Source organism: Inhella sp. (assembly GCF_041912635.1).
GTDB lineage: Bacteria > Pseudomonadota > Gammaproteobacteria > Burkholderiales > Burkholderiaceae_C > Inhella.
In genome coordinates this window covers 134,515-149,347 of record NZ_JAYRMO010000005.1, presented here as the reverse complement: position 1 = coordinate 149,347, position 14,833 = coordinate 134,515, and the positions used below count along the sequence as shown (strand labels likewise).

Below are 14,833 nucleotides of genomic sequence, written 5' to 3'. Positions count from 1 at the left end.
ACCGCTTTTCCGTACTTTTTCCGTACCGGGGCCAGTACGGAAATCTTGATTCAGCCTAAACCCTTGATGCACAAGGGGAAATCTGGTGGGCGGTGCAGGGTTCGAACCTGCGACCCCTGCCGTGTGAAGGCAGTGCTCTACCGCTGAGCTAACCGCCCGGTTTTCAGCGGCTGAATCGCTGTGTCCGGGAAAGCTCGCCATTATGCCACGGCTTTTGCGGCTTCCTGCAAGCTCCGCCAAATCGTCTTGCCACCACTTTCCTTGTCCAGGCCGACCAGCAGCTTGTCGTGCGCCTGGCGCTCGGCCTCCGTGGCGCTCAGCACCGGCAGGTTCAGGCTGGCGAAGTCAAACGCTTCCAACTGCTCGTCCTCGCCCTGGCTGCTCGATTGCTGCTCGTCACCCAGCAGGCTGTGCTGGCCGCGCGTGAGGCGTACGTACACCTCCGCCAGCAGCTCGGCATCCAACAAGGCGCCGTGGTAGGTGCGGCCGCTGTTGTCCACTTCGAGGCGGCGGCACAGGGCGTCGAGAGAATTGGCCTTGCCCGGAAACAGCTCCTTGGCCAACTGCCAGGTGTCGAGCACGCTGGCCACGCGCTCCATCACGGGCGGGCGGCCACAGCGGCGCAGCTCGGCGTTCATGAAGCCGATGTCGAAGGCGGCGTTGTGAATCACCAGCTGAGCGCCGGCCAGGAAGTCCATCACCTCGTCGGCCTTGTCGGCAAACAGGGGCTTGTCGGCCAGGAAGGCGGCAGACAGGCCGTGGACCTTGAAGGCCTCCTCGGGCATGTCGCGCTGAGGGTTCAGGTAGAGATGCAGGTGCCGGCCGGTGAGCTGGCGGTTGACCATCTCCACGCAGCCAATCTCGACGACGCGGTCGCCGCCTTCGGCTTCCAGGCCGGTGGTTTCGGTGTCGAAGAAGATCTGCCTCAAGCCTTGTTCCCCCTGCGTGCGCTCCACAGCATCAGCGCCACCCCACCCAGCACCATGGGCACACACAACCACTGGCCCTGGCTGAGCTGCAGCCAGCGCAGGCCCAGGAAGTCATCGGGCTCGCGGAAGTACTCGGCCACGAAGCGCAGGCAGCCGTAGCCGATCAGGAAGAGGCCGCTGAGTGCCCCCAGGGGCCGCGGCTTGCGCGCATAGAACCACAGGATGACGAAGAGCAGCAGGCCCTCGCCGAGCGCCTGGTAGATCTGCGAGGGGTGGCGGGGCAGGCGGTCGGGGGCCTGCGGAAAGACCATCGCCCAGGGCACGTCCGCCGCAGCCACCCGGCCCCACAGCTCGCCGTTGACGAAGTTGCCCAGCAGGCGCACGGCGGCAATGCCGGTGGGCACGCAGGGCGCCACCAGGTCGGTCACCTGCAGGAATGGCCGCTGACGCGAGCGCGCATACAGGGCCAGGGCCACGATGACCCCGAGCAGCCCGCCGTGGAAGGACATGCCGCCCTGCCAGACCATCAAGGCTTCGAGCGGGTGCGCAAGGTAATAAGCCGGCTTGTAGAACAGCACATAGCCCAGGCGTCCGCCCAGCACCACGCCCAGCACGCCAAAGAACAGCAGGTCGTCGACGTCGCGCGCCTGCCAGCCCGCCTGCGGCGCGGCGGCCATGCGGCGGCGCACCAGATAGAAAAACAGCGCAAAGGCGAGCAGGTAGCTCAGGCCATACCAGTGGATGGCCAGGGGCCCCAGGCGCAGGGCCACGGGATCAAACTGCGGATGGACCCACATGGGCGGCAGGGAATGAGGAAAACGGGGCGGCAGTGTAGTCAGCCGGCCCTTTCAGTTCTCCAGCGCGCGCAGGTGCTTGCGGGCGTCTTCCAGCGCGTTGGGCGCGGCGTGGCGGTCGTTCAGGAAGCGCAGCAGATGCTCGCGCGCGGCCTCCTTGCGGCCCAGTTCCTCCAGCGCAAGCCCGATGCGATGGTCCAGCGGCAGCGCTTCCGCGCCCAGCAGGGTGCGCGCACGGGTGTAGTGCTTGATGGCCTCCTCGTGCTCGCCGGCATCAGCCGCCACACGGCCCAGCAGGTAGACCGGCTGGGCCAGCCCGGGCAGCTGGCTGGCCAGGGCTTCGAAGCGGGCGCGGGCGCGGGCGTGGTCGTTGGCCTTCATCCACTGGCGGGACAGCGTGGTCCAGGCTTGCAGCACATCGTTCTGGAAGCTCAGCGAGTCACCCAGCTGGATGGCCGTCAGCTCGCGCTCGGCTTCTTCCCAGCGCTTGTCCCGCGAGGCCAGACGGGCGCGCAGCAGGCGCGCCTGCTCGGGGTGGCGTTCCCGGATCTCACGCTCCAGGGCCTCGGCTCGATCGCGCCCGCCGCCCGCAAGGCCAGGCACCAGCAGGTAGAGCTGCTGCAAATGGCTGCGTGCCTCGAAGAGCGCGGGGTCCAGCGCCACCGCCTTCTCGAAGGCGCCGCGGATGCGCCCGAGCAGCCCCAGGCCCCGCAGCCAACCGCCGCGCAAGGCCTCCACGCCCAGCACCACCCCCTGGGCCACCTGACAGGGGGCGGACTGCGGGTGCAGCTGCACGCATCGCTCGGCGGCCTGACCGGCGCGGGCCAGCGCCGCGGCGTCGTTGGGCAGGGCCTGGGCCAAGGCCTGCCCGACCCAGGCGTCGGCGCCGCTGCGGCTGCGCGATTCGCGCAGCAGTTCGTCATCCTTGCCCTGATCGAACAGGCGCTGCAGCGCCGCATCCTGGAACAGGGCCGCGGCAGCGGGCAGGCTGGAGCAGGTCAGCACAAGGGTGAGGAGCAGGGTCCGCATGGCGCGAGGAGTGACAGAGGCAGGCGAGAACGGGGGCTTGGGGGGCCGAGGTTGACCGGGGTAGCCCAGGACGGCGCGCATCATCGCCGCAGCGGCAGATGGTCGATGAAGCGCTGCACCACCGGCGCGGCCGGCTCTTGCCAGATCAGCCAGGTCTCGCAGGCCGGTGCACCGCGCGGTGCCGGGCGGTACACCACGCCGTCGCGCTGCAGGGCCTGCAACGAGGCCGGCACCCAGGCCAGACCGAAATCCGCCGACACGAGATGGATCAGCGTGGCCATCTGCACCGCCCGCTGCACGGGCTGCACCTGCACGCCCTGGGAACGGTAGAAGTCGAGCACGGCGTCGTGCAGCGCCGGGGCGATCTCGCGCGGGAACAGCACCAGGGGCTGGGCGAGCAGCTCGGCCAGCACCGGGCGCTCGCCCAGCCGTTCGCACATGGCGCTGGGCAGGGCCAGCACGAAGGGTTCGCTGGCCACCCGCTGATGGGCCAGGCCCAGCGGCGGCGCGCCCGCGGGCTGCAGCACCAGGCCGACGTCCATCTGGCCGGCCTGCAGGGCCTGCAGCTGCAGGTCCAGCGTGGCCTCGCGCAGCACCAGTTCCACACCGGGGTGGGCATCGCGAAAGCTGCGCAGCCACTGCGGCAAGGGGCCGAAACCGGCTGGCGAGACCAGGCCCACACGCAGCCGCCCCTGCAGCCCGCTGGCCGCCGCGCGCGCCAGCTGTGGCAGTGCCTCGGCCTGGCGCAGCCATTCGGCCAAGGGCTCGCGCAAGGCCTGGCCGGCGGCGGTTAGGCGCACGCGGCGGCTGCTGCGCTCCAGCAAGGCCACGCCGCAGCGCGCCTCCAGCGCCTGCAGCGTCTTGGACACCTGAGGCTGGCGCCAGCCCAGGCGCTCGGCTGCGCGGCCGAAGTGCAGCTCCTCGGCCAGCACCAGGAAGAGGCGCGCGGTCTGCGGGTCTATTGATTCCATTTTGGAATTATTGACGCGCAGTAAGCCGTCTTGATCGAATGGATTCGGGTTGGAATACTGCCCTCCCATTTGTTGCACCGGACCGCACCATGACCGCCGCCAACCGCCGCTCCAAGAACATCACCGAAGGCGTGGCCCGCGCGCCCAACCGCTCCATGTACTACGGCATGGGCTACCAGGAGGGCGACTTCGGCAAGCCCATGATCGGCGTGGCCAATGGCCACTCGACCATCACGCCCTGCAACTCCGGCCTGCAGAAGCTCGCCGATGCCGCCGTGATCGGACTCAAAGAAGCCGGCGCCAACCCGCAAGTCTTCGGCACGCCCACCATCAGCGACGGCATGGCCATGGGCACCGAGGGCATGAAGTACTCGCTCGTCTCGAGAGAGGTGATTGCCGACTGCGTGGAAACCTGCGTGGGCGGCCAGTGGATGGACGGCGTGCTGGTGATCGGTGGTTGCGACAAAAACATGCCTGGCGGCCTGATGGGCATGCTGCGCGCCAACGTGCCCTCGCTCTACGTCTACGGCGGCACCATCCTGCCCGGCAAGTACAAAGGCCAGGACCTGAACATCGTCTCGGTATTCGAGGCCGTCGGCCAGTTCAGCGCCGGCAAGATGAGCGAGGAGGACTTCTGCGAGATCGAGAAGCGCGCCATCCCCGGCAGCGGCAGCTGCGGCGGCATGTACACCGCCAACACCATGAGCTCGTCCTTTGAGGCGCTCGGCATCAGCCTGCCCTACTCCTCCACGATGGCCAACGTCGAGGACGAGGTGGTGGAGAACGTCAAGCAGGCCGCGGCCATCCTGGTCGAAGCCGTCAAGGCGGACCTGAAGCCCAAGGACATCGTCACCAAGGAGGCCATTGAGAACGCAGTGGCCGTCATCATGGCCACGGGCGGCTCCACCAATGCCGTGCTGCACTACCTGGCAATTGCCCACGCGGCGGGCGTCGAATGGACGATCGACGACTTTGAACGTGTGCGCCGCCGCACGCCCGTTCTCTGCGATCTCAAGCCCAGCGGCAAGTACCTGGCCATCGACCTGCACCGCGCCGGCGGCATCCCGGCCGTGATGAAGGAGTTGCTGAAGCATGGCCTGCTGCATGGCGACTGCATCACCATCACCGGCAAGACGGTGGCCGAGAACCTGGCCGAGGTGCCGGACCTGCGCGCCGACCAGGACGTCATCCGCCCGGTCAGCCAGCCGATCTACGCCGAGGGCCATCTGGCCATCCTGAAGGGCAATCTCTCGCCCGAGGGCTGTGTCGCCAAGATCACCGGCCTGAAGAACCCAGTCATCACCGGCCCGGCGCGGGTGTTCGACGACGAGCAATCGGCGCTGGCCGCCATCATGGCCGGCAAGATCCAGGCGGGTGACGTGATGGTGCTGCGCTACCTCGGCCCCAAAGGCGGCCCCGGCATGCCGGAGATGCTGGCCCCCACCGGCGCGCTAATCGGCCAGGGCCTGGGGGAATCGGTCGGCCTCATCACAGACGGCCGCTTCAGCGGTGGAACCTGGGGCATGGTGGTCGGCCATGTGGCGCCCGAGGCCTACGAGGGCGGCACCATCGCCCTGGTGCAGGAAGGCGACTCAATCACCATCGACGCCCACCAACTGCTGCTGCAGCTGAACGTGCCGGCCGAAGAGATTGCACGCCGCAAGGCGACCTGGGTGCGCCCGGCGCCGCGCTACACGCGCGGGGTACTGGCCAAGTTCGCCTTCAACGCCAGCTCGGCCAGCAGCGGCGCGGTGTTGGACAAGTTCGAGTAAGCGCCAGCCAGGCTTGCGCCGCTCACTTCTTGCGCTTGCGGGGGTCCGCCTGACCGATGGCCTCCAGGGCGCGCTGGCGGCGCTCTTCCTTCTTCTCATCCATGCGCTGCATGGCCTTGCGCTGCGTGTAGCCGGAGCTGTCGGCCCAAGCCCACCATACGGCGGCACCCACCAGCGGAGAGAGCACCCAGAGCCAGGACCAGCCCGCCACCGGCGACACATCCGCAAACTTGAGCAGAATCAACAACACGCCCACGATCACCAGCCACATGGCAAACCTCGCTGTTCAGTCCGCAATCACTGTAGTCTCGAACGGCCCGCTTGCCCGCACAATCCTGGCCACTCCCCTCCTCCCTCCCCCTGACAAGGACCTCGCGATGAAGACGATCTTGCGTTCCGTTCTGCTGGCCGCCGCCGGCCTGATGACTGCCAACGCCGCCATGGCCGATCTGGCACTGGCGCAGAAGAAGAACTGCATGGCCTGCCACGCCGTGGACAAGAAGGTGGTGGGCCCCGCCTACAAGGACGTGGCCGCCAAGTACGCCAAGGACAAGAAGGCTGCCGACATGCTGGCCGAGAAGATCATCAAGGGCGGCAAGGGCGCCTGGGGTGAGGTGCCGATGCCGCCGAATCAGGTCACCGCTGACGAAGCCAAGAAGCTGGCCACCTGGATCCTGACGACCAAGTGAGGCGGACGCCGACGCGTCCATGAAAAACGGGCCCCGCGGGGCCCGTTTGCTCTGGCGCTGGCGCCTCAGTTGGCTTTGGCCAGTTGCTCCAGGATGGCGGGATTTTCCAAAGTGCTGGTGTCCTGCGTGACCGCCTCACCCTTGGCCAGCGAGCGCAGCAGGCGGCGCATGATCTTGCCGCTGCGGGTCTTGGGCAGGTTGTCGCCGAAGCGGATTTCCTTGGGCTTGGCGATCGGGCCGATCTCCTTGGCCACCCAGTTGCGCAGTTCGTTGGCGATGGCCTTGGCCTCGTCGCCCGTGGGGCGGCTGCGCTTGAGCACCACAAAGGCGCAGATGGCTTCGCCGGTCAGGTCGTCAGGGCGGCCCACCACGGCGGCCTCGGCCACCAGCTCGGTGTGCGACACCAGCGCCGACTCGATCTCCATCGTGCCCATGCGGTGGCCGCTGACGTTCAGCACGTCGTCGATGCGGCCCGTGATGGTGAAGTACCCCGTGTCGGCCGCGCGGCTGGCGCCGTCGCCCGCCAAGTAGTAGCCCTTGAGCTCCTCGGGGAAGTAGCTCTTCTTGTAGCGCTCGGGGTCGCCCCAGATGGTGCGAATCATGCTGGGCCAAGGCTTCTTGACGACCAGGATGCCGCCCTGCCCGTTCGGCACATCGTGCCCCGTCTCGTCCACGATCGCCGCCTGGATGCCCGGGAAGGGCAAGGTGCAGGAACCCGGCAGTTGCGGCGTCACGCCCGGCAACGGGGTGATCATGTGGCCGCCGGTCTCGGTCTGCCACCAGGTGTCCATGATGGGGCAGCGGCTGCCCCCCACGTTCTCGTAGTACCAGAGCCAGGCCGCCGGGTTGATGGGCTCGCCCACGCTGCCCAGGATACGCAGGCTGCTGAGGTCGTAATTCTTCGGGTGCGTGCTGGGCGTGCCCTCGGCGGCCTTGATCAGTGAGCGGATGGCGGTGGGCGCCGTGTAGAAGACGCTGACCTTGTGCTTCTGGATCATCTGCCAGAAGCGACCGGCATCCGGGTAGGTGGGCACGCCCTCGAACACCAGCTCGGTACCGCCCAGGGCCAAGGGGCCATAGGCGATGTAGCTGTGGCCGGTGACCCAGCCGATGTCGGCCGTGCACCAGAACACATCGGAATCCTGCAGGTCGAAGGTCCAGCTGGTGGTCAGCGCCGCATGCAGCAGGTAGCCGCCGCTGCTGTGCTGCACGCCCTTGGGCTTGCCGGTGGAGCCCGAGGTGTAGAGCAGGAACAGCGGGTGCTCGGCCTCGACCCACTCGGGTTCGCAGGTCTCGGGCTGGGCCTCCGTCAGTTCGTGCAGCCAGTGGTCGCGGTGCGCCGTCCAGTTGATGGCGCCGCCGGTGCGCTTGTAGACGATCACGTCCTTCAACGTCGGGCACACGCCATCGGCCAGGGCTTCGTCGACGATGGCTTTGAGCGGCAGGGCCTTGCCGCCGCGCAGCTGCTCATCGGCGGTGATCAGGGCCACGGCGCCGGCGTCCTGGATACGGTCACGGAGGGATTGCGCGGAGAAGCCGCCGAACACCACCGAATGCGTGGCGCCGATGCGCGCGCAGGCTTGCATGGCCGCCACGCCCTCCACCGACATCGGCATGTAGATGACGACGCGGTCGCCTTTCTTCACGCCCTTGGCCTTGAGCGCATTGGCCAGGCGACAGGTCAGGGCCAGCAACTGGCTGTAGCTGGTGTTGCGCACCTGGCCGTCATCGGTCTCGAAGATGATGGCGGTGCGGTCGCCACGGCCGGCTTCCACATGCCGGTCCAGGCAGTTGTAGGAAACGTTCAGCAACCCGTCCTCGAACCACTTGAAGAACGGGGCCTGGCTGTCGTCCAGGCTCTTCGTGAAGGGCTGCTTCCAGCTGATGTATTCGCGGCCCAGGCGGGCCCAGTAGCCGGCGTAATCGCGCTCGGCCTCGTCGCACAACGCCTGGTAGGCGGCCATGCCTTGGATGCGGGCCTGGGTGAGGGGCGGGAACAGCGTGCTCATGGGTCTCTCCGATGGAAGCGAAACAGGGTTGACACGAATGGTGCGCATCCTCGCTGACGATGTGCTTACCTCGATTCGCGCCTGCACTAGGGTCGATCCCTAGAATCGCGCGCCTTTCCGCCCACTGCAAGCCATGTCCAACCTGCGTCCCCTGCCTAATCTGATCTTCGCCAGCCGCTGGCTGCAGTTGCCGCTCTACCTCGGCCTGATCCTGGCCCAGGCGGTCTACGTCTTTCACTTCTGGGTCGAGCTGGTCCACCTGATCGAGGCCGCCTTCGGCAACAAGGAAGCGCTCAACATCCTGATCACCAGCACCGGCTACATCGCCAAGGACATGAACGGGGTGCCGCTGCCGCCGGCACTGAATGAGACCTTGATCATGTTGGTCGTGCTGGGTCTGATCGACGTGGTGATGATCAGCAACCTGCTCATCATGGTGATCGTCGGGGGCTACGAAACCTTTGTGTCGCGCATGAACCTGGAAGGCCACCCAGACCAGCCCGAGTGGCTGAGCCATGTGAACGCCTCGGTGCTGAAGGTCAAGTTGGCCACGGCCATCATCGGCATCTCGTCCATCCACCTGCTCAAGACCTTCATCAACGCGCAGAGCTACTCGACGCATGTGGTGATGTGGCAGACCATCATCCACGCGGTGTTCCTGCTCTCGGCCCTGGCCATTGCCTACACCGACCGGCTGCTGCACCCCGCCTCCAGCGCGTCGGACGCCCACTAAGGGAAAGTCCCCCCAAGCCCGCGCCGCCCCTATGGGCGGCGCTTGTTTTTGGGCCGCTTGAAAGATTCGCGCAAGCTAGGCGTCAGAGCTCGGTCAGCCCATCTCCAAAGAATCCGCGGCATTCCCACCGCCATTAGGAGACTGCCATGGGCGATTCGGTTGTCGAGAAGGTCAAGAACCACCCCAAGTACCTGGAGCTCAAGCGCAAGCGCAATGCCCTGGGGGCCCTGCTGACGGTGCTGATGCTGGCCGTGTACTACGGCTACGTGTCGCTGATCGCATTCAACAAGGCCTTTCTGGCCCAGCCCCTGAGCACCGGGGTGACGTCGCTGGGCGTGCCGATCGGCATGGCGGTGATCGTGTTCACCGTGGTCATCACCGGCATCTACGTGCGCCGCGCGAACCGCGAGTTCGACGCGCTGACCCAAGCCATCCTGAAGGACGCCAAGTCATGAACGCCAAGCTCCTTGTGCTGCTCAGCAGCCTGATCGGTGGCGCTGCCCTCGCGGCCGGCGCCGACCTCGGCCAGACGACCAAGCAAGCCACCAACTGGACCGCGATCTCGATGTTCGCGTTGTTCGTGCTGGGCACGCTGTGGATCACCAAATGGGCCGCCGCGCGCACCCGTTCGGCGGCGGACTTCTACACCGCCGGGGGCGGCATCACCGGCTTCCAGAACGGCCTGGCGATTGCGGGTGACTACATGTCGGCCGCGTCCTTCCTGGGCATCTCGGCGGCCGTGATGGCCAGCGGCTACGACGGCCTGATCTACTCGATCGGCTTCCTGGTCGGCTGGCCCGTCATCACTTTCCTGATGGCCGAACGCCTGCGCAATCTCGGCAAGTTCACCTTTGCCGACGTGGCCGGCTACCGCTTCAAGCAGACGCCGATCCGCGCCTTCGCGGCCAGCGGCACGCTCGTCGTCGTGGCCTTCTACCTGATCGCCCAGATGGTCGGCGCAGGCGCGCTGATCAAGCTGCTGTTCGGCCTGGAGTACTGGGTCGCCGTGGTGCTGGTGGGCGCGCTGATGATGGTCTACGTGCTGTTCGGCGGCATGACGGCCACCACCTGGGTGCAGATCATCAAGGCCGTGCTGCTGCTCAGCGGCGTGACCTTCATGGCCTTCATGGTGATGGCGCAGTACGGCTTCAGCCCCGAAGCCCTGTTCGCCAAGGCCGTGCAGGTCAAGACCGGCATCGCCGCGCAAGCCGGCAAGGACGCCGAAGCGGCGGCCAGCGCCGGCCTGTCCATCATGGGCCCGGGCGGCTTCATCAAGGATCCGATCTCGGCCATCAGCTTCGGCATGGCGCTGATGTTCGGCACCGCCGGTCTGCCCCACATCCTGATGCGCTTCTTCACCGTGCCGGACGCCAAGGAAGCCCGCAAGTCGGTGCTGTGGGCCACCACCTGGATCGGCTACTTCTACATCCTGATCTTCATCATCGGCTTCGGTGCCATCACCCTGGTGCTGACCAACCCGGAAATGGCCGACACGGCCAAGGGCGTCATCAAGGGCGGTGCGGGCACGGCCAATATGGCGGCGGTGCTGGTGGCCAAGACGGTGGGCGGCAATGTGTTCTACGGCTTCATCTCGGCGGTGGCCTTTGCCACCATCCTGGCGGTGGTGGCCGGCCTGACGCTCTCGGGCGCCTCGGCCGTCAGCCACGACCTCTACGCCACCGTGCTGAAGAAGGGCAAGGCAGACTCCGCCGCCGAACTCAAGGTCTCGCGCATCACCACCCTGGCACTGGGCCTGGTGGCCGTGGTGCTGGGCATCGCCTTCGAGAAGCAGAACATCGCCTTCATGGTGAGCCTGGCCTTCGCCATCGCCGCCAGCGCCAACTTCCCGGTGCTCTTCATGAGCGTGCTGTGGAAGGACTGCACCACCAAGGGTGCGGTGACGGGCGGCTTCGTCGGCCTGATCAGCTCGGTGGCGCTGACCGTGGTCTCGCCCTCGGTGTGGGAAGCCACGCTCGGCAACCCCAAGGGTTCGGCGCTGTTCCCCTACACCTCGCCGGCGCTGTTCTCGATGACGGCCGCCTTCCTGGTGATCTGGCTGGTTTCGCTGCTGGACCGTTCGGCCCAAGCCACCAAGGAACGCGCCGCCTTCGACGCCCAGCAGGTGCGCTCGGAGACTGGCCTGGGTGCCTCCGGCGCTTCCGGTCACTGATCCTCTGCCCCTGAATGCGGAAGGCCGGTCCTGGACCGGCCTTCTTGCTTTTCGGCATCAGATCGGCAGCAGCCCCTGGTGCTCGTCGTGGATCTCGAACGCCGGCTGCGCCAGGTTCACCCGCAGGGTCAGCGCCCCACCCGCCTCGCTCACCCAGCGAAGCTGTAACTCCTCGGCACTCGACTCCAGCAGCTCGAAACGGCCACCAAAGGCCGGGTGCTGGTTGCGCAGGCGGATCAATGCGCACAGGCGCTGCACCACCGGGCGCTGCAGCGCGGCCTCGATCTCGGCCGGCGTGTAGTGATGGCGGTTGATGTCGCGGCCGACCCGGCTGCGCGCCAGCAGCTCCATGTCGTTCGTGCCGGCCAGCAGGCCGACGTAATACACCTGCGGGACGCCGGGCAGGAAGAACTGGATGGCACGTGCCGCGAGGTAGGCCTCGTCGTCACGGGCCAAGGCGTCGTAGAAGCTGCAATTGACCTGGTAGAGGTCCAGATTGCTGGCCGCCGCGCCGGTGGCCTGGCGGCTCTGGCCCTGGCTGTTGGCGTGGATGCGCTCCACCAGGGCATCCAGCTGCGCCGGACTGACCAGACCGGGCGAGCCGCTGCGGTCGGCGGCATCGGCGCCGATGTCGATGATGCCGATGCCGTCGTGCGTGTCGAGCACGGTCAGGCTGTTGGCCGGGCGCTGGGCGATCCAGCGCTTCAGTGGCTCGGCGTCGGCCGCGGTCAGGGCATGCAGCACCAGCGGAGGCAGCGCGAAGTCGTAGACCCAATCGACCTGGCGCGCGATCTCGATCTGCCGGCGGTAGTAGCTGTGGATCTCGACCAGCACCTCGATGCCGAGCTGCCGGGCCTCGGTGGCGAAGGCGGCGATGAAGTCGAAGGTATACGGCTCCATGAAGCAGCTGCTGCCAGCCTTCTTGAGCGCATAGCCCACGGCGTCCAGCCGCACCATGCGGATGCCGGCCTCGGCAAAGCGGCGCAGGATGCTGCTGAGATACAGCTTGCCCTGCGGGTGCGTGACGTCGATGTCCAGTTGCTGCGGTGTGAAGGTGGTCCACAGCAGCTCGCGGCCCGTGGCGGTGGCGTAGGGCGTGAACGGCAGGCCGGGGCGCGGGCGGTAGATGGCCAGCAGATCGGCCTCGGTGGCACCCTTGGGGAACACGGTGTCCATGCGCAGGAACAGGCCGGCGTAGGGCGAGGCGGCGCCGCGCGCCTGGTAGTCCAGGAACTGCGGGCTCTGGCTGCTCATATGGTTGACGATGACGTCGCCCATCACGTCGACGGTCTGCGTCAGCGCCTGGATGTCGCTCCAGTCGCCCAGGCGCGCATCGACGCTGAGGTGGTCGATCGGGTCGAAGCCGGCGTCGGCGCCGTCGATCGGGTGGAAGAAGGGCAGCAGATGCACGCCGCCGAACAGGCCGGCGAGCGGCCCGTCGCGCAGCAGTGCGTGCAGGGCCTTGAGGTCGCCGCCGCCCAGGCGGTCGACATAGGTGATCAGTTGGACTTGGTTCTTCACGACGACTTCTCGCTTTTCACGAAGCAGACGGCCAGCGCGGCGCAGGCCAGCAGCACGCCGGCCAGGCGGATGACGTTTTCGGGGCGGCCGCCCAGCAGGCTGTCGTACAGCAGCGGCAGGGTCAGCATCTGGATCAGCATCGGGATCACGATGAACATGTTGAAGATGCCCATGTAGACCCCGGCGCGCGCGGGCGGGATGCAGCCAGCCAGCAGCACGTAGGGATTGCCCATGATGGAAGCCCAGGCCAGGCCGATGCCCAGCATGGGCAGCAGCAGCCAAGCCTTGCTATGCAGGGCCGGGATGGCCCACATCGAGACGGCCGCGCAGGCCAGCGCAAAGGCGTGCACCCACTTGGCCCCGAAGCGGCGCGTGAACGGCACCATCGCGAAGGCGGCGACGAAGGCGACGGCGTTGTAGAAGCCGCCCAGCTGACCGTTGGCGAGCACGGCGTCGCGAAAGCCGCCGCTGTGGGCGTCGTCCGTACCGAACAGCGTGCGCGCCAGCGTGGGCACGATGTAGATCCAGTAGCACATCATTCCGTACCACTGGCACAGCGCCATCCACCAGAGCCGGCGCATGGTGGGCGGCATCTCGCGCAGCGCGCTGCCGATCTCGCTGAGCGTCGCCCCCCAGCCGCGCGGGCGGGCGGCGATCTCGGCGCGCTCGGCCGCGCTCAGCGGCAACTCGGGCACGCGCTGGATGGAGTAGTACACGGTGCTGAAGGAGAGCAGCGCGCCGATCAGGAAGGCGGTGGTGGTGACCACCGGGATGCCATTGCTGCCGAGCTGGTCCTTGTTCATGCCCAGCAGCACCAGGATGCTGGGCATCAGGTAGGCCAGGGTCTGGGCCAGGCCGGTGAAGGCCGCCTGCGTCAGGAAGCCCGGCGGGTGCTGCTCGGGCCGCAGGCGGTCGCTCACATAGGCCCGGTAGGGCTCCATGGTGATGTTGTTGGCCGCGTCCAGGATCCACAGCAGCGAGGCCGCAAACCACAGCGCCGGGCTGAAGGGCATGGCCAGCAGGCCCAGCGAGCACAGCAGTGCGCCCCACAGGAAAAAGGGCGTGCGCCGCCCGCGCGGGTGGGTGCAGCGGTCGCTCAGCGCGCCAATCAGCGGCTGCACGATCAGGCCGGTCACCGGCCCGGCCAGCCACAGCAGGGGCAGCTCCTTGCCGCCGGCGCCGAGCATCTGGTAGATCGGGCTCATATTGGCCTGCTGCAGACCGAAGCTGAACTGGATGCCGAGAAAGCCGACATTCATGTTGACGATCTGCCAGGGCGACAGCAGCGGCTTGGCATTCATGGCGCAGGCTCCGGCAGCGCCTGCAAGGCGGCCTGCCACGGGGGATAGAAAGAGGCCGGGTCTGACGGGGACGCACCGGCCTGGCCGCAAAGCGCGGCCGCAAAACGGTTGGCCAAGGCCAGGGCGGGCGCCCAGGCCTTGCCCTGCAGATGGGCGGCGAGCAGGCAGGCGCTGAAGGCGTCACCCGCGCCGACGGTGTCGACCAGCTGGCCGATGCGCTCACCCGCGCCTTCAGCCTCCAGGCGGCCGCTGGCATCGAAGCTCGCGTAACCCGCCGCGCCGCGCGTGACGATGAGCCGCTTCAGGCTGAAGTGCTGGACCAGCGTCGCCACATCGGCCAGACCGGTCCAGGACAGCAGCTGGGCCAGCTCCTCGTCGTTGACCTTGAGCCAATGCGCCAGGCGCAGCGATTCGAGCGCCAGCTCGGCGCCGACACCCTCGCGCAGGTTCAGGTCCAGAAAGCGCGGCGCCGGGCAGGCTTCGAGCACCGCGCGAATGGCCTGCCGGCTGGCCGGGCTGCGTTGGGCCAGCGTGCCGAAGTACAGCAGCTGGGCTTGCACGGCCGCCAGCGGCGCCAGGGCCGCGGCGGCGTCCAGGTGATCCCAGGCGGCGTCGGCGGCGATCTCGAAGCGGTGCCCGCCGCCCGGCAGCATCTGCACCTCCACCACGCCGGTGGCGTGCTGCGGGTCGCGCTGCAGGCCCACCAGCGAGAGCTCGGCCGCGCGCATCGCGGCCTCGACCTGGCAACCGGCTTCATCGTCCCGCCCGATGCGGCTGACCAGCAGCGGCGCGCAGCCGAAGCGGCGCAGGTGGCGCCCCGCGTTCAGCGGCGCCCCGGCGGCGATGGGCCCGGTGGGCAGGCGGTCGACCAGGGCTTCGCCCAGCAGCAGCAGGCAGGGGGCGGCGGGCTTCATG

At 67.7% G+C, this 14,833-nt stretch carries 14 protein-coding genes and 1 tRNA gene; 5 read left to right on the top strand and 10 right to left on the bottom strand.

Annotated elements, in window-relative coordinates:
• Positions 1 to 83: 83 nt before the first annotated feature.
• The 5 genes from ACE3QP_RS04550 to ACE3QP_RS04530 form a co-directional block, all read right to left on the bottom strand.
• Positions 84 to 158: transfer RNA gene (locus tag ACE3QP_RS04550), tRNA-Val, on the bottom strand.
• Between the two features lie 42 nt (positions 159 to 200).
• A complete protein-coding gene (dnaQ, locus tag ACE3QP_RS04545) occupies positions 201 to 929 on the bottom strand; it encodes a DNA polymerase III subunit epsilon (protein ID WP_374433913.1) in 729 nt (242 codons plus the stop codon).
• Positions 926 to 1,726 (bottom strand): prolipoprotein diacylglyceryl transferase, encoded by an 801-nt coding sequence (gene lgt, locus ACE3QP_RS04540; RefSeq protein ID WP_374433912.1) that lies wholly within the window; start codon positions 1,724 to 1,726, stop codon positions 926 to 928. Before lgt ends, dnaQ begins: the two co-directional genes overlap by 4 nt.
• Positions 1,727 to 1,777: 51 nt before the next feature.
• Positions 1,778 to 2,752 carry a tetratricopeptide repeat protein gene (locus ACE3QP_RS04535; protein ID WP_374433909.1) on the bottom strand — a complete coding sequence of 325 codons (975 nt, stop codon included), beginning with the start codon at positions 2,750 to 2,752 and terminating at the stop codon, positions 1,778 to 1,780.
• 80 nt (positions 2,753 to 2,832) lie between these two features.
• The gene (locus ACE3QP_RS04530) at positions 2,833 to 3,723 is read right to left on the bottom strand and encodes a LysR family transcriptional regulator (RefSeq protein ID WP_374433907.1); all 891 of its coding nucleotides are present in this window, start codon (positions 3,721 to 3,723) and stop codon (positions 2,833 to 2,835) included.
• A gap of 89 nt (positions 3,724 to 3,812) precedes the next feature.
• Between ACE3QP_RS04530 and ilvD the strand changes: the two genes are divergently transcribed.
• Complete coding sequence (gene ilvD / locus ACE3QP_RS04525) at positions 3,813 to 5,495, top strand: dihydroxy-acid dehydratase (protein WP_374433905.1); 1,683 nt, start codon at positions 3,813 to 3,815, stop codon at positions 5,493 to 5,495.
• Positions 5,496 to 5,517: 22 nt separating this feature from the next.
• Here ilvD and ACE3QP_RS04520 read toward each other — a convergent pair whose 3' ends face one another.
• Entirely contained in the window at positions 5,518 to 5,766 is a 249-nt protein-coding gene (locus ACE3QP_RS04520) for a TIGR04438 family Trp-rich protein (RefSeq protein ID WP_374433904.1), read from the bottom strand.
• Between the two features lie 106 nt (positions 5,767 to 5,872).
• Between ACE3QP_RS04520 and ACE3QP_RS04515 the strand changes: the two genes are divergently transcribed.
• Positions 5,873 to 6,184 carry a c-type cytochrome gene (locus ACE3QP_RS04515; RefSeq protein WP_374433903.1) on the top strand — a complete coding sequence of 104 codons (312 nt, stop codon included), beginning with the start codon at positions 5,873 to 5,875 and terminating at the stop codon, positions 6,182 to 6,184.
• Between the two features lie 65 nt (positions 6,185 to 6,249).
• On the opposite strand, the gene acs is transcribed toward ACE3QP_RS04515, so the two are convergent.
• On the bottom strand, positions 6,250 to 8,193 hold the full coding sequence (gene acs, locus ACE3QP_RS04510; protein ID WP_374433901.1) for an acetate--CoA ligase: 1,944 nt from the start codon (positions 8,191 to 8,193) through the stop codon (positions 6,250 to 6,252).
• A 133-nt stretch (positions 8,194 to 8,326) separates the two neighbouring features.
• Here acs and ACE3QP_RS04505 point away from each other — a divergent pair, with 133 nt between their 5' ends.
• The 3 genes from ACE3QP_RS04505 to ACE3QP_RS04495 all read left to right on the top strand — a co-directional run bounded on the left by ACE3QP_RS04505 (position 8,327) and on the right by ACE3QP_RS04495 (position 11,096).
• Positions 8,327 to 8,926, top strand: coding sequence for a YqhA family protein (locus ACE3QP_RS04505; protein ID WP_374433899.1), 600 nt, complete (start codon positions 8,327 to 8,329; stop codon positions 8,924 to 8,926).
• Positions 8,927 to 9,072: 146 nt separating this feature from the next.
• Positions 9,073 to 9,381 (top strand): DUF485 domain-containing protein, encoded by a 309-nt coding sequence (locus tag ACE3QP_RS04500; protein ID WP_198109039.1) that lies wholly within the window; start codon positions 9,073 to 9,075, stop codon positions 9,379 to 9,381.
• Positions 9,378 to 11,096, top strand: a complete 1,719-nt coding sequence (locus tag ACE3QP_RS04495) for a cation acetate symporter (RefSeq protein ID WP_374433897.1) — start codon at positions 9,378 to 9,380, stop codon at positions 11,094 to 11,096. Before ACE3QP_RS04500 ends, ACE3QP_RS04495 begins: the two co-directional genes overlap by 4 nt.
• Positions 11,097 to 11,153: 57 nt before the next feature.
• Here ACE3QP_RS04495 and gtfA read toward each other — a convergent pair whose 3' ends face one another.
• Genes gtfA through ACE3QP_RS04480 form a run of 3 tightly spaced genes read right to left on the bottom strand, consistent with a single transcriptional unit; the run spans position 11,154 to position 14,832 of the window.
• Positions 11,154 to 12,617 carry a sucrose phosphorylase gene (gene gtfA / locus ACE3QP_RS04490; protein WP_374433895.1) on the bottom strand — a complete coding sequence of 488 codons (1,464 nt, stop codon included), beginning with the start codon at positions 12,615 to 12,617 and terminating at the stop codon, positions 11,154 to 11,156.
• Entirely contained in the window at positions 12,614 to 13,918 is a 1,305-nt protein-coding gene (locus tag ACE3QP_RS04485; protein WP_374433893.1) for an MFS transporter, read from the bottom strand. The genes gtfA and ACE3QP_RS04485 overlap by 4 nt, the downstream gene beginning before the upstream one ends.
• Positions 13,915 to 14,832, bottom strand: a complete 918-nt coding sequence (locus ACE3QP_RS04480; RefSeq protein WP_374433892.1) for a PfkB family carbohydrate kinase — start codon at positions 14,830 to 14,832, stop codon at positions 13,915 to 13,917. Before ACE3QP_RS04480 ends, ACE3QP_RS04485 begins: the two co-directional genes overlap by 4 nt.
• Position 14,833: the final 1 nt, after the last annotated feature.

What these genes read in the sequence shown, in the direction of transcription:
- lgt (WP_374433912.1), bottom strand. Translation starts at nt 1,726, where the DNA reads ATGTGGGTCCATCCGCAGTTTGATCCCGTGGCCCTGCGCCTGGGGCCC.
- ACE3QP_RS04535 (WP_374433909.1), bottom strand. Translation starts at nt 2,752, where the DNA reads ATGCGGACCCTGCTCCTCACCCTTGTGCTGACCTGCTCCAGCCTGCCC.
- ACE3QP_RS04530 (WP_374433907.1), bottom strand. Translation starts at nt 3,723, where the DNA reads ATGGAATCAATAGACCCGCAGACCGCGCGCCTCTTCCTGGTGCTGGCC.
- ilvD (WP_374433905.1), top strand. Translation starts at nt 3,813, where the DNA reads ATGACCGCCGCCAACCGCCGCTCCAAGAACATCACCGAAGGCGTGGCC.
- ACE3QP_RS04520 (WP_374433904.1), bottom strand. Translation starts at nt 5,766, where the DNA reads ATGTGGCTGGTGATCGTGGGCGTGTTGTTGATTCTGCTCAAGTTTGCG.
- ACE3QP_RS04515 (WP_374433903.1), top strand. Translation starts at nt 5,873, where the DNA reads ATGAAGACGATCTTGCGTTCCGTTCTGCTGGCCGCCGCCGGCCTGATG.
- acs (WP_374433901.1), bottom strand. Translation starts at nt 8,193, where the DNA reads ATGAGCACGCTGTTCCCGCCCCTCACCCAGGCCCGCATCCAAGGCATG.
- ACE3QP_RS04505 (WP_374433899.1), top strand. Translation starts at nt 8,327, where the DNA reads ATGTCCAACCTGCGTCCCCTGCCTAATCTGATCTTCGCCAGCCGCTGG.
- ACE3QP_RS04500 (WP_198109039.1), top strand. Translation starts at nt 9,073, where the DNA reads ATGGGCGATTCGGTTGTCGAGAAGGTCAAGAACCACCCCAAGTACCTG.
- ACE3QP_RS04495 (WP_374433897.1), top strand. Translation starts at nt 9,378, where the DNA reads ATGAACGCCAAGCTCCTTGTGCTGCTCAGCAGCCTGATCGGTGGCGCT.
- ACE3QP_RS04485 (WP_374433893.1), bottom strand. Translation starts at nt 13,918, where the DNA reads ATGAATGCCAAGCCGCTGCTGTCGCCCTGGCAGATCGTCAACATGAAT.
- ACE3QP_RS04480 (WP_374433892.1), bottom strand. Translation starts at nt 14,832, where the DNA reads ATGAAGCCCGCCGCCCCCTGCCTGCTGCTGCTGGGCGAAGCCCTGGTC.